The 13,490-nt window shown below is 60.7% G+C and carries 13 protein-coding genes; 6 read left to right on the top strand and 7 right to left on the bottom strand.

Going from position 1 to position 13,490, the window contains the following annotated elements:
- Positions 1–98: 98 nt before the first annotated feature.
- The 3 genes from OO258_RS27500 to OO258_RS21235 all read left to right on the top strand — a co-directional run bounded on the left by OO258_RS27500 (position 99) and on the right by OO258_RS21235 (position 1,078).
- A complete protein-coding gene (locus OO258_RS27500) occupies positions 99–311 on the top strand; it encodes a hypothetical protein (protein WP_323054387.1) in 213 nt (70 codons plus the stop codon).
- A complete protein-coding gene (locus OO258_RS21240) occupies positions 308–571 on the top strand; it encodes a bacteriocin immunity protein (protein ID WP_110742586.1) in 264 nt (87 codons plus the stop codon). Before OO258_RS27500 ends, OO258_RS21240 begins: the two co-directional genes overlap by 4 nt.
- A gap of 243 nt (positions 572–814) precedes the next feature.
- Entirely contained in the window at positions 815–1,078 is a 264-nt protein-coding gene (locus tag OO258_RS21235; RefSeq protein ID WP_266032319.1) for a bacteriocin immunity protein, read from the top strand.
- Positions 1,079–1,172: 94 nt separating this feature from the next.
- Here OO258_RS21235 and cysN read toward each other — a convergent pair whose 3' ends face one another.
- The 3 genes from cysN to OO258_RS21220 all read right to left on the bottom strand — a co-directional run bounded on the left by cysN (position 1,173) and on the right by OO258_RS21220 (position 5,161).
- Entirely contained in the window at positions 1,173–3,074 is a 1,902-nt protein-coding gene (gene cysN / locus OO258_RS21230) for a sulfate adenylyltransferase subunit CysN (RefSeq protein WP_110742584.1), read from the bottom strand.
- Between the two features lie 15 nt (positions 3,075–3,089).
- Entirely contained in the window at positions 3,090–4,007 is a 918-nt protein-coding gene (gene cysD / locus OO258_RS21225) for a sulfate adenylyltransferase subunit CysD (protein WP_003251799.1), read from the bottom strand.
- Between the two features lie 395 nt (positions 4,008–4,402).
- Positions 4,403–5,161 (bottom strand): Nif3-like dinuclear metal center hexameric protein, encoded by a 759-nt coding sequence (locus tag OO258_RS21220; protein ID WP_266032318.1) that lies wholly within the window; start codon positions 5,159–5,161, stop codon positions 4,403–4,405.
- 167 nt (positions 5,162–5,328) lie between these two features.
- Between OO258_RS21220 and algW the strand changes: the two genes are divergently transcribed.
- The gene (gene algW / locus OO258_RS21215) at positions 5,329–6,489 is read left to right on the top strand and encodes a Do family serine endopeptidase AlgW (protein ID WP_266032317.1); all 1,161 of its coding nucleotides are present in this window, start codon (positions 5,329–5,331) and stop codon (positions 6,487–6,489) included.
- A gap of 171 nt (positions 6,490–6,660) precedes the next feature.
- On the opposite strand, the gene OO258_RS21210 is transcribed toward algW, so the two are convergent.
- From OO258_RS21210 to OO258_RS21195, 4 genes are all read right to left on the bottom strand, one after another.
- Positions 6,661–7,425, bottom strand: a complete 765-nt coding sequence (locus OO258_RS21210) for an amino acid ABC transporter ATP-binding protein (RefSeq protein ID WP_016498022.1) — start codon at positions 7,423–7,425, stop codon at positions 6,661–6,663.
- A 10-nt stretch (positions 7,426–7,435) separates the two neighbouring features.
- Positions 7,436–8,533, bottom strand: a complete 1,098-nt coding sequence (locus tag OO258_RS21205; RefSeq protein ID WP_266032316.1) for an amino acid ABC transporter permease — start codon at positions 8,531–8,533, stop codon at positions 7,436–7,438.
- Between the two features lie 10 nt (positions 8,534–8,543).
- On the bottom strand, positions 8,544–9,722 hold the full coding sequence (locus tag OO258_RS21200) for an amino acid ABC transporter permease (protein WP_266032315.1): 1,179 nt from the start codon (positions 9,720–9,722) through the stop codon (positions 8,544–8,546).
- Positions 9,723–9,789: 67 nt separating this feature from the next.
- On the bottom strand, positions 9,790–10,818 hold the full coding sequence (locus tag OO258_RS21195; protein ID WP_110742579.1) for an amino acid ABC transporter substrate-binding protein: 1,029 nt from the start codon (positions 10,816–10,818) through the stop codon (positions 9,790–9,792).
- A 332-nt stretch (positions 10,819–11,150) separates the two neighbouring features.
- Between OO258_RS21195 and OO258_RS21190 the strand changes: the two genes are divergently transcribed.
- A complete protein-coding gene (locus OO258_RS21190) occupies positions 11,151–11,807 on the top strand; it encodes an alpha/beta hydrolase (protein WP_266032314.1) in 657 nt (218 codons plus the stop codon).
- A gap of 101 nt (positions 11,808–11,908) precedes the next feature.
- A complete protein-coding gene (rhlB, locus tag OO258_RS21185; RefSeq protein WP_110742891.1) occupies positions 11,909–13,378 on the top strand; it encodes an ATP-dependent RNA helicase RhlB in 1,470 nt (489 codons plus the stop codon).
- The last annotated feature ends 112 nt before the right edge of the window (positions 13,379–13,490 follow it).

Here is a 13,490-nt window from a genome sequence, read left to right as displayed (position 1 = left end):
ACATCCGACCGCGTAAGCGCTTCGGTTTCAAGTGCCCCATCGAGGTCATGACCGAGCTGATGGCCAAGCATCACGAGGCTCCCGCCTCAATCCAGTAACTGTGTTGCACTCAGCTCCTGCAACCGCCAAGTCTCATCGCAAAAGGTCGCGCGCCCAAAGCGCGCGACAAAGATCACCACAAAGGTCACGCAACCTTCATACTCCACCACGTGATTCCAATTTCCGAAAACGGAGCTGTATACGACGTAGACAACTTAAGAGTAGTCACGCCAGCGGCGCATCACGACATTCACTATGGAGCTTCCGAATGAGTCAAAAAAGCACAATCTCCGAATATACAGAGCTTGAATTCTTGAATTTTATCAAATCAATAATCAACCCACCAGACAACGTAAGCGATCAAGAGCTTGATGCACAAATCATGCTATTCAAGGCTTTGAGCGAGCACCCCAACGGTTCAGACCTAATATATTGGCCTGAGGCAGGCGGTCTTGATACACCGGAAGAAATTCTACGCACAATAAAAGTGTGGCGTGCAGCCAACGGCAAGCCAGGATTCAAACCAGAATGAATCCGACACCCCGCTTACGCGGGGTACAGATTGTCCATCTGGGCCTGACCGAATTGGGTGGGCTGATGTACGGCCCTGAAAACCTGCGGATCATGAGCGCCATGGAGTATGTACTATCATCGGAGTCTCCATGGTGATCATTCAGAAACATTGCCTTGCAGACTATTCATACTCGGAGTTCCATTCGATTGTCGAAGAATTGATACATACGACAGGTTCTCCCGCCTTGGCAGGATCGGCTGCATGAGTGAAAAAACCAAACTTTCTGACTATACCGAAAACGAATTCTTGGCACTCATAATTGAAATCCACAGAGCCAACTTGGAAGAACCCGATCACGTACTGGGGGGGCTTCTTGATCATTTTTCAAAAATCACTGAACACCCCTCAGGCTACGATCTTTTGTACAGACCAAACCCAAAGGAAAATGGTAAACCTGAAAAAGTACTAGAAATAGTCAAGCAATGGCGGCTAGCCAGCGGTAAAGACGGTTTCAAGCCCAGCTAACACGAGCAAGGCCCTGAACTCTGAGGGCCTTTTCACCTGAACTGAGCAATAGAAAAAACCCCGCCGAAGCGGGGTTCTCCTTGCAGGCTAGCGCTTAAATCGCGCCCCGCTGACGCAGCACGTCCAGCACCTGTTTCACGCCCTCGTCCACACTGGTGGTCTGGGTGTCGATCACCAGGTCGGCGTCCAGCGGCACATCGAACGGGAAGCTTTCACCCGGGATGTTGTCGCCACCGGCAGCGTACAGGCCCTGCGGGTCACGCTCGCGGCAGGCCAGCGGCGAGGCCTGGACGTAAACGGTCACCAGGCGTTCCTTGCCGATCAGCGCCTTGGCCTGTTCGCGGCCTTCGGCATCCGGGGCCACGAATGCAGCAAGGGTCAGCATACCGGCTTCGTTGAACTGGCGCGCCACGTGTGCGGCACGGCGCCAGTTTTCGGTGCGGCCGGCGCGGTCCTGTGGCAGGCCCTTGTTCAGGTCGTGGCGCAGGTTCTGGCCATCGAGCACGTATACCGCACGGCCCATGTCGAACAGCTTGCGCTCCACGGCATAGGCCAAGGTGCTCTTGCCAGCGCCGGACAGGCCGCTGAACAGCACGGTGGCTGGCTGCTGGCCGAAGCGCAGGGCGCGTTCTTCAGTGGATACGTGGGCCTGCTTGCCATGCTGACCGGTGCTGCCATGGGGCAATACTGGCTGGGCGATGATCATGCCGGCGCCGACGGTGCCGTTGGTCAGGCGGTCGATGACGATGAACGCGCCAGTGGTGCGGTTGCTGTCGTAACCGTCCAGGGCAATGGCGCTGTCCAGAGACACCTTGACGCGACCAATCTCGTTCAGCTGCAGGGCGCTGGCAGCGTCCTTCTCGAGGGTGTTCACATCCACCTTGTGGGTGATGCTGGCAATCGAGCCCGGCACATAGCTGGTAGCGCGCTTGATGTCGTACTTCTTGCCCGGGAGCATCGGCTCCTCGGCCATCCACACCAGCATGGCGTCGAACTGGTCAGTGACCGGCGGAACGTTGTCGGCGTGTACCAGCAGGTCACCACGGGAGATATCGATCTCGTCTTCCATGGTCAGGGTCACGGCCTGGCCTGGGCCGGCGTTTTCCAGTTCACCTTCGTAGGTGACGATGGATTTGACCCGGCTGCTCTTGCCCGACGGCAGCACGACGATTTCGTCACCCTTGTGTACCACGCCGCTGGCGAGGGTACCGGCGAAGCCGCGGAAGTTCAGGTTCGGGCGGTTGACGTACTGCACCGGGAAACGCAGGTCGGTGAAGTTGCGGTCGGCCGAAACCTCGACGGTTTCAAGGATTTCCATCAGCGTCGGGCCGGTGTACCACGGCGATTGCTCGCTGTGATTGACCACGTTGTCGCCCTTGAGGGCCGACATCGGCACAAAGTGCAGGCTGCTCGGGGTCAGGTTGATCGCTTCGGCAAATTTCAGGTAATCGGCCTTGATCGACTCGAACACACCTTCGTCGAAGCCCTTGAGGTCCATCTTGTTGACGGCGACCACGATGTGCTTGATACCCAGCAACGAGGCGATGTAGCTGTGCCGGCGGGTCTGGGTCTGCACGCCATAGCGGGCATCGACCAGGATGATCGCCAGGTCGCAGGTGGACGCACCAGTGGCCATGTTGCGGGTGTACTGCTCGTGGCCAGGGGTATCGGCAATGATGAACTTGCGCTTGGCAGTGGAGAAGTACCGGTAGGCGACATCGATGGTGATGCCCTGCTCGCGCTCGGCCTGCAGGCCGTCTACCAGCAGCGCCAGGTCGACCTCTTCGCCGGTGGTGCCGGACTTTTTCGAGTCACGGGTGATGGCCTCGAGGTGGTCCTCGTAGATCATCTTGGAATCGTGCAGCAGGCGCCCGATCAGGGTGCTCTTGCCATCGTCAACGTTGCCACAGGTCAGGAAGCGCAGCAGTTCCTTGCGCTCATGCTGGGCCAGGTAGGCGAGGATGTCCTCGCTGATCAGATCAGATTGGTGCGACATGGAGTAACCCTGAAATTAGAAGTAGCCTTGGCGTTTCTTGTCTTCCATGGAACCGGCGCCATCGTGGTCGATGACACGGCCCTGGCGTTCGGACGTTCGGGTCAGGAGCATTTCCTGAATGATGTCCGTCAGGGTCTCGGCTTCCGACTCGACAGCGCCCGTCAGCGGGTAGCAGCCGAGGGTACGGAAACGCACCTTCTTCTTGACGATACGGGCTTTCTCTTCCTCGGAGAGGTGCTCGAGAATGCGCTCGTCGTCGATCATGATCAGGGTGCCATTCTTCTCGATAACTTCACGCTCGGCGGCGAAGTACAGCGGCACGATCGGGATGCCTTCAAGGTAGATGTACTGCCAGATGTCCAGCTCGGTCCAGTTAGACAGGGGGAAGACACGGATCGACTCGCCCTTGTTGACCTTGCCGTTGTACACGTTCCACAGCTCGGGGCGCTGGTTTTTTGGGTCCCAGCGGTGCTTGCTGTCACGGAACGAGTACACACGCTCCTTGGCCCGCGACTTCTCTTCGTCGCGGCGCGCGCCGCCGAAGGCAGCGTCGAAACCATGCTTGTCCAGCGCCTGCTTCAGGCCCTGGGTCTTCATGATGTCGGTGTGCTTGGAGCTGCCATGGGTGAACGGGTTGATACCCTGCGCCACACCCTCAGGGTTGACGTGGGTGATCAACTCCAGGCCCATTTCCTCGACCATCTTGTCGCGGAAGCTGTACATCTCCTGGAATTTCCACTGGGTGTCGACGTGCATCACCGGGAACGGCAGCTTGCCCGGGAAGAAGGCCTTGCGCGCCAGGTGCAGCATCACGGCGGAATCCTTGCCGATCGAGTACAGCATCACCGGGTTGTCGAACTCGGCGGCCACCTCGCGGATGATGTGGATGCTCTCCGCCTCCAGCTGTTTCAAGTGCGTCAGTTTGTCGACCATGGCTACTCACGAAAAACGATCTTATGGACGGCCTGCGGGCCGTGTTCGAGCGAGCCACTTTATCACAGCGGCTGCTTCTATTTAGGAGGCTGGCTAGATCGAAAGCGTCTAACGATATGACTGGGGGTTTGGGGCGGCAACCCGGCCGCTTCGCAGGTGAAACCGCCCCGGCAAGGCCGGTGTGGAAGCAACTGGCTTGCTCAATTTCTAGAATCTAGCGCAATTCGACTGTGGGAGCGGGCTTGTCCCGCGAACACCGGCGGAGCCGGTGCCATCCACCGTGTTGGATTCTTCGCGGGACAGGCATTCAGCTTGCCATTCACCGCTCTCACTCCAGATTCTAATTTCCCCATCAAGACACAATCGGGTTGACCCGCGAAGGGGAGACACCGCCATCAGATGGGATTCGGACAATCGATGAACAGGTGCTCCAGGGCAAACCGCCGCGCCAGGCAGTCGCCCAGGGCCTGCACGCCGTAGCGCTCGGTGGCATGGTGCCCGGCAGCAATGAAGCTGACGCCATTCTCGCGCGCACTGTGGTAAGTCTGCTCGGACGCCTCGCCGGTCAGGTACAGGTCCACCCCGGCGGCAATCGCCGTGTCGATATAGCCCTGCCCGCCGCCTGTGCACCAGCCCACGCGGCGGATCATTGCGTCGCCCTCGACCAGTAACGGCTCACGCCCCAGCACCTCTTGCACCCGCCGGGCAAAATCACGCGCGGGCATCGGCTCGGCCAGCGAACCGACCAGGCCGACCACCTTGGGGTTCTCCGGGTCCAGCGGCCCTTCGACGGTGATGTCCAGTTGCCGGGCCAACTGCACGTTGTTGCCTACCTCTGGGTGTACATCCAGCGGCAGGTGGAACGCCAGCAGGCTGATATCGTTGCTCAACAAGGTTTTCAGGCGGCGCTGACGGATGCCGGTAACGCACGGGTTCTCACCCTTCCAGAAGTAGCCATGGTGCACCAGCACCAGGTCGGCCTCTGCTTCGACCGCGGCATCCAGCAATGCCTGGCTGGCGGTAACGCCGCTGACGATGCGGCTGACATGGGGCCGGCCTTCGACCTGCAGGCCGTTGGGGCAATAATCCTGGATCTTCGCGCTGCCCAGGTAACGCTCGGCTTCCTCAACCAGGGTGGTTAGTGCGACGGCCATGAAAATCTCCTCGAAAACTGCGCTTTTCACGGGCACAACGCAGATCGAACGCCCGTATAATGCCGGCCATTATGGGCCGTCGCCGGCACTGGGGGAACCGGTGTATGATCGCGCGCGTTCATGCCCCACCGCGCGGCCCCTGGCCCCGCTCTTTCCAGGATTCGTTCATGTTCAAGGCTTTGCGTTACTTTGGCTGGCCCCTGCTTACCGGCGTTCTGATCGCCATGCTGATCATCCAGCGTTTCCCGGAATGGGTCGGCCTGCCCAGCCAGGACGTCAACCTGCAGCAGGCACCGCAGACCACACGGATCATGCAAGGCCCGGTGTCATACGCCGACGCCGTGACCCTGGCCGCCCCGGCGGTGGTCAACCTGTACACCACCAAGGTGGTGAACAAGAGCGCCCACCCACTGTTCGAAGACCCGCAGTTCCGCCGCTTCTTCGGCGACAACCTGCCCAAACAGCGCCGCTGGGAGTCGAGCCTGGGTTCGGCGGTGATCATGAGCCCCGAGGGCTACCTGCTGACCAACAACCACGTCACCAGCGGCGCTGACCAGATCGTCGTGGCCCTGAAGGATGGCCGCGAAACCCTGGCCCGGGTGATCGGCAGCGACCCGGAAACCGATCTGGCGGTGCTGAAAATCGACCTCAAGAGCTTGCCGGCGATCACCATCGGTCGCTCGGACAACATCCATATCGGCGACGTGTCACTGGCCATTGGCAACCCGTTCGGCGTCGGCCAGACCGTGACCATGGGCATCATCAGCGCCACCGGTCGCAACCAGCTGGGGCTGAACAACTACGAAGACTTCATCCAGACCGACGCAGCGATCAACCCGGGCAACTCCGGTGGCGCACTGGTCGATGCCAACGGCAATCTGATCGGCATCAATACGGCAATCTTCTCCAAGTCTGGTGGTTCACAGGGCATCGGCTTCGCCATCCCGGTGAAACTGGCGCTGGAGGTGATGAAGTCCATCGTCGAGCACGGGCAGGTGATTCGTGGCTGGCTGGGTATCGAGGTACAGCCGCTGAGCCAGGAACTGGCCGAGTCGTTCGGCATGAAGGACCGCCCGGGCATCGTGGTGGCGGGTATCTTCCGCGAAGGGCCGGCGGCCAAGGCCGGGCTGCAACTGGGTGACGTGATCCTGAGCATCAATGGCGAGCCGGCCGGTGACGGGCGCAAGTCGATGAACCAGGTGGCGCGAATCAAGCCCAATGAGAAGATCACCATCGAAGTGATGCGCAACGGGCAGCAGTTGAAGCTGGTGGCCGAGGTGGGGCTGAGGCCGCCGCCGGCGCCGGCTGTAACGCAAGAAGAAAAGTAAGGTGAGGCCTTAAGCCGTTCCGCAACCCTGTGGGAGCGGCCTTGCGTCGCGATGGGCCGCGTAGCGGCCCCAAAATTTCAGCTTCGCAGGGCATATGCCCGGGGCCGCTTTGCGGCCCATCGCGACGCAAGGCCGCTCCCACAGTTGGCCGAGTCTGCTGCCGCTACTGCATCAATGCAGGATCTGGCTCAGGAACAACCTGGTCCGGTCGCTGCGCGGCCGGTCGAAGAAGTCATCCGGCGCTGCCTGCTCCACAATCTCGCCCTTGTCCATGAAGATCACCCGGTTCGCCACGGTGCGGGCAAAGCCCATCTCGTGGGTCACGCAGAGCATGGTCATGCCATCCTCGGCCAGGCCTACCATGGTATCGAGCACTTCCTTGACCATTTCCGGGTCCAGTGCCGACGTGGGTTCGTCGAACAACATGATCTTCGGCTTCATGCACAATGCCCGGGCAATCGCCACACGCTGCTGCTGACCACCGGACAACTGCCCCGGGTACTTGTGTGCCTGCTCCGGAATACGCACCCGCTCCAGGTAATGCATGGCAATTTCCTCGGCCTTGCGCCGAGGCATCTTGCGCACCCACATCGGCGCCAGTGTGCAGTTTTCCAGAATGCTCAGGTGCGGGAACAGGTTGAAGTGCTGGAACACCATGCCCACCTCACGGCGGATGGCCTCGATCTGCTTGAGGTCGTTGGTCAGCTCCACCCCATCGACCACAATGCGCCCCTGCTGGTGCTCTTCGAGGCGGTTGAGGCAGCGGATGGTGGTGGACTTGCCCGAGCCGGACGGCCCGCACAGCACGATACGCTCGCCTTGGCGCACGTTCAGGTTGATGTCCTTGAGCACATGGAACTGGCCGTACCACTTGTTCACACCCTGCATCTGGATGATGCCTTCGGGGCCGGCAGGCTGCTTGATCGCTTCACTCATTTCGAAACTCCTAACGCTTGTGGCCAGTGTCCAGCTTGCGCTCCAGGTGCATGGAGTAGCGGGACATACCGAAACAGAAAATCCAGAACACCAGGGCGGCGAACACGTAGCCCTCGGTAGCCATGCCCAGCCAGGCCGGGTCGGCGGCGGCTTGCTTGACGCTGTTCAGCAGGTCGAACAGGCCGATGATGATCACCAGGCTGGTGTCCTTGAACAGGGCAATGAAGGTGTTGACGATGCCGGGGATCACAAGCTTCAGCGCCTGCGGCAGGATCACCAGCCCCATCGAGCGCCAGTAGCCAAGGCCCATGGCCGCGGCGGCTTCGTACTGGCCCTTGGGGATGGCCTGCAGGCCGCCGCGTACCACCTCGGCGATGTACGCCGACTGGAACAGGATCACGCCGATCATCGCCCGCAGCAGCTTGTCGAAGCTCATGCCTTCGGGCAGGAACAACGGCAGCATCACCGACGACATGAACAGCACGGTAATCAGCGGCACGCCGCGCCAGAACTCGATGAAGGTCACGCATACCACTTTCACAGCCGGCATCCTTGAACGCCGGCCCAGTGCCAGCAGGATGCCCAGCGGCAAGGCGCCGACGATGCCCACGGTGGCGATCACCAGGGTCAGCATCAGCCCGCCCCATTGGCTGGTCGGTACGTTTTCCAGGCCCAGGTACCCACCGTGCAGCAGGGTATAGGCCAGTACCGGGTACAGCACCAGGAAGCCCAGACCGTAGAAGGCTTTGCGCGGGAAACGCTTGATGAACAGTGGCGCGGCGCCGAGCACGGCCAGCCACACGGTCAGGTCCACACGCCAGCGCAGCTCGGCCGGGTAATAGCCGTACATGAACTGGCCAAAGCGCTGCTGCACGAACACCCAGCAGGCGCCCTCCTTGGTGCAATCGGCGCGCGTCGTGCCGACCCAGTTGGCATCGATCAACGCCCACTGCAGCAACGGCGGCACGATCAGCCACACCAGGTAGATGGCGAACAGGGTCAACAGTGTGTTGAGCCAGCTAGAGAAAAGATTGGCACGCATCCATGCGAGCACGCCGACGGTTTTCACCGGTGGCGGCATATCGGGTTTGAAAACATGGGCATTCACGGGCGTATCCTCACCGCTCGATCAGCGCAATGCGCTTGTTGTACCAGTTCATCAGCAGCGAAATGCTGATGCTGATGGCGAGATAGACACTCATGGTGATAGCGATCACCTCGATGGCCTGGCCGGTCTGGTTGAGCACGGTACCGGCGAACAGCGAGACCATCTCCGGATAGCCGATACCTGCCGCCAGCGAAGAGTTCTTCGCCAGGTTCAGGTATTGGCTGGTCAGCGGCGGAATGATCACCCGCAGTGCCTGGGGAATGATCACCTTGCGCAGGGTCGGGCCCTCGCGCAGGCCCAGCGAGCGCGCCGCTTCGGTCTGGCCATGGCTGACCGAACGGATACCGGAGCGCACGATCTCGGCGATGAAGGCTGCCGTATAGATAGTCAGCGCCAGGGTCAGCGCCAGCAACTCGGGGATCAGCACCCAGCCACCGACAAAGTTGAAGCCTTTGAGCTGCGGCACTTCCCAGCTGACCGGGCTGCCGAACAGCAACACGCTCAGCCCTGGGATGACGATGAACAGCGCCAGGCCCACCCAGAACTTGTGGAACGGCACGCCGGTCTCGTCGAAGCGCTTGTTGGCGAAGCGCACCATCAGCACGATCGCGACAATCGCTACTGCCAGGGCCACCACGAATGGCCAGAAACCGTCGGCCATCGACGCGCCAGGCATGTTCAGGCCGCGGTTGCTGATGAAGAACATGTCGTCGATGTTGATGCTGCCCCGCGGTCCCGGCAGGGTCAGGAACACGGCGAAGTACCAGAAGAGGATCTGCAGCAACGGCGGAATGTTGCGGAAGGTTTCCACATACACGGTTGCCAGTTTGCTGATCATCCAGTTCGGTGAAAGGCGCGCCACACCAATGATGAAGCCCAGGATCGTCGCCAGGATGACGCCGATGAAGGTGACCAGCAGGGTGTTGAGCAGGCCGATGACGAACACCCGCGCATAACTGTCGGATTCCACATAGGGGATCAGGTGCTGGGCGATGCCGAAGCCGGCACTGCGGTCGAGGAAGTCGAAGCCCGAGGTGATACCCCGGTGTTGCAGGTTGGTTTGCGTGTTGTGGAACAGGTACCAGCCCAGGCCGACCACGAAAACGATCGTGAGGATCTGGAACAACCACGCGCGCACACGCGGATCGTTAAGGGACAAGCCCTTGGGTGCGCCGATTTGATTTTGCATGAAGTGCCCCGGACAGTAGGGATTCGAACAGCCTGCGGCGGCGGGATGCCGCCGCAGGGTGCAACCATCAGCGCACAGGTGGCGCGTACTGGATGCCGCCGTTGTTCCACAGGGCGTTCATGCCACGGTCGATCTTCAGGTCGGTGCTCTGGCCCAGGTTCTTCTCGAACACTTCGCCGTAGTTGCCGACTTGCTTGACGATCTGCACTACCCAGTCTTTGGGCAGCTTGAGGTCCTTGCCGTATTCACCGTCGCCACCCAGCAAGCGGGCGACGTCCGGGTTCTTGGTGGACTTGGCTTCAGCCTCGACGTTCTTCGAGGTGATGCCCGCCTCTTCGGCGTTGAGCATGGCGAACAGGGTCCACTTGACGATGCTGAACCACTCCTCATCGCCTTTACGCACCACTGGGCCCAGAGGTTCCTTGGAGATGGTCTCAGGCAACACCACGTATTCAGTCGGCGCGGCCAGCTTGGAGCGCTGGGCGAACAGCTGCGACTTGTCCGAAGTCAGCACGTCGCAACGGCCGGACTCCAGCGACTTGGCGCTCTCGTCAGAGGTGTCGAAGGTAATCGGGGTGTACTTCAGGCCATTGGCACGGAAGAAGTCCGACACGTTCAGCTCGGTGGTGGTACCGGCCTGGATGCAGATGGTTGCGCCATCGAGTTCCTTGGCGCTGGAAACACCGAGCTTCTTGTTGACCAGGAAACCGACGCCGTCATAGTAAGTGACACCGGCAAATACCAGGCCCATGCCGGCATCGCGCGAGCTGGTCCAGGTGGTATTGCGCGACAATACGTCGACCTCGCCCGACTGCAGGGCAGTGAAGCGTTCCTTGGCGTTGAGCTGGCTGAACTTGACCTTGGTCGCGTCGCCGAACACGGCGGCGGCCACGGCGCGACACACATCGGCATCGATACCGACGATCTTGCCCTGCGCATCAGGTACCGAGAAGCCCGGAAGACCATCGCTCACGCCACACTGGACGAAGCCCTTCTTCTTGACCGCATCATAGGTGGCGCCGGCCTGGGCATTGCTCACGGCGCCCAGCGCGGCGGCAGCGGTAAGGACTGCCAGGGTGGTTTTCAACACATTCATTCACTACCTCCAAATCGCTCTTGTTGTATCGAGCCGGAATTGCACCGCACCCTTTTGAGGCATGTCCGACCCGTATTGGCTTGTTATTGGGTCAATTGGCGCAATGGACTGTTCTATGACAGCCTTCGCTTACAAAGGGTGTTACCGTCACGGCCTGCCCTTTGCATCACAGGATGAATTGCAAAGCGCGTACCAAATTTTCTGGCTGTAGCGTTTAAGCGCTCGTCAAGTAGGGAAAGTTGTATCGTTGCGACATTCTTTTTCCGACAATCATTTCCAGCGCCTTCTTTTAACGCATGCCATAACAAGACCCGCACACTTTCGGAGCAGTCATGACCAACCCGCTGATTCTCGAACCACAGAAAACCGCTGACGCCTGTGTGATCTGGTTGCACGGTCTGGGGGCCGACCGTTACGACTTCCTACCTGTGGCCGAATTCATGCAGGAGCGCCTGGCCAGCACGCGCTTCATCATGCCCCAGGCGCCGACCCGCCCGGTGACCATCAATGGCGGCTACGCCATGCCCAGCTGGTACGACATCAAGGCCATGACCCCGGCCCGCGCCATCGACGAAGCGCAACTGGAAGAATCGGCCGAGCAAGTGGTTGCGCTGATCAAGGCTGAGCAGGCCAAGGGCGTCAGCCTGTCGCGGATCTTCCTTGCCGGTTTCTCCCAAGGTGGCGCAGTGGTGCTGCACACTGCTTATATAAAGTGGCAAGAAGCACTGGGCGGAGTAATCGCCCTGTCCACCTACGCTCCGACCTTCAACGACCAGCACCAGTTGAGTGCTTGCCAGCAGCGCACCCCGGCCCTGTGCCTGCATGGCGTCCACGACCCGGTAGTGATCCCCTCGATGGGCCGCACGGCCTTCGAGTACCTCAACACCTGGGGTGTGGCCGCCCGCTGGCATGAGTACCCGATGGAACACGAGGTGGTGGTCGAAGAACTGCAGGACATCCACGACTGGCTGGCCAAGCAACTGCAATAAGCGGTGACCGCCTGTAGTTGTAGGGCTATTCCACTACGCCGCGCCCGAATCTTGCATTACACTGCCCGGCGTACATTCCTTAACCAGTTGATGAGATGATCGTGCTCAAGGCACTCAAGAAAATATTCGGCAAGGGAGACGCTGCGCCACAGGCCGTCGCTCCGGCAGCCAGCGTGACGCCGCCTGCGCCTGCGCCCGCCCCCGCCAGCGAGGCCCGGCCGGCAACCAAACCGGCCGCCCAACGCGCCAACCCCACCCCCAAGGCAGAACAGCCTGCCGCCGTTACGCCAGTTGCCGACAACCCAGCCAGGGACAAACCGCGTCGCGAGCGCAAGCCCAAGCCGCAGGCCAGCCTGTGGAAGCCGGAAGACTTCGTGGTCGAGCCGCAGGAAGGCAAGACCCGCTTCCACGACTTCAAGCTGTCCAACGAGCTGATGCACGCCATCCACGACCTGGGTTTCCCGTACTGCACACCGATCCAGGCGCAGGTACTGGGCTTCACCCTGCGTGGCCAGGACGCCATTGGCCGGGCCCAGACCGGTACCGGAAAGACGGCGGCGTTCCTTATATCGATCATTTCGCAGTTGCAGCAGACGCCACCGCCCAAGGAACGCTACATGGGCGAGCCACGTGCGCTGATCATCGCACCAACCCGCGAGCTGGTGGTACAGATAGCCAAGGATGCCGCGGCCCTGACCAAGTACACCGGCCTGAACGTGATGAGCTTCGTTGGCGGCATGGACTTCGACAAGCAGCTCAAGGCCCTGGAAGCGCGCCACTGCGACATCCTGGTGGCCACCCCGGGCCGCCTGCTGGACTTCAACCAGCGCGGCGAAGTGCACCTGGACATGGTCGAGGTGATGGTGCTGGATGAAGCCGACCGCATGCTCGACATGGGCTTCATCCCGCAAGTGCGCCAGATCATTCGCCAGACCCCGCCGAAAAGCGAGCGCCAGACCTTGCTGTTCTCCGCGACCTTCACCGAAGACGTGATGAACCTGGCCAAGCAGTGGACCACCAACCCGGCCATCGTCGAGATCGAGCCGGAGAACGTGGCCAGCGAAACGGTCGAGCAACACGTGTATGCGGTGGCCGGCAGCGACAAATACAAGTTGCTGTATAACCTGGTGACCCAGAACAAGTGGGAACGGGTAATGGTGTTCGCCAACCGCAAGGACGAAGTGCGGCGCATCGAGGAAAAACTCGTGCGCGACGGCATCAATGCCGCCCAACTGTCGGGCGACGTGCCGCAGCACAAGCGTATTCGTACCCTGGAGAACTTCCGCGAAGGGCGCATCACCGTATTGGTCGCCACTGACGTGGCAGGTCGTGGCATTCATATCGATGGCATCAGCCACGTGATCAACTTCACCCTGCCGGAAGACCCGGACGATTACGTGCACCGCATTGGCCGCACCGGGCGTGCGGGAGCCGATGGGGTGTCGATCAGCTTTGCCGGGGAAGATGACTCCTATCAGCTGCCGGCGATCGAAGAGCTGCTGGGCCGCAAGATCAAATGTGAAATGCCGCCGGATGAGCTGCTCAAGCCGGTGCCGCGCAAGCATCACTGACCTTCAGCAGGCTACATGCAATCAATCTGTGGGAGCGGCCTTGTGTCGCGATTGGGCCGCACAGCGGCCCCGGGATTTCGGCTTTGATGCGCAGATTGTCGGGGGCCGCTAC

It is taken from the genome of Pseudomonas sp. DCB_BI, from assembly GCF_026240995.1.
GTDB lineage: Bacteria > Pseudomonadota > Gammaproteobacteria > Pseudomonadales > Pseudomonadaceae > Aquipseudomonas.
Note: the sequence above shows the minus strand (reverse complement) of the source record. Positions and strands in the feature narration are given on the sequence as shown.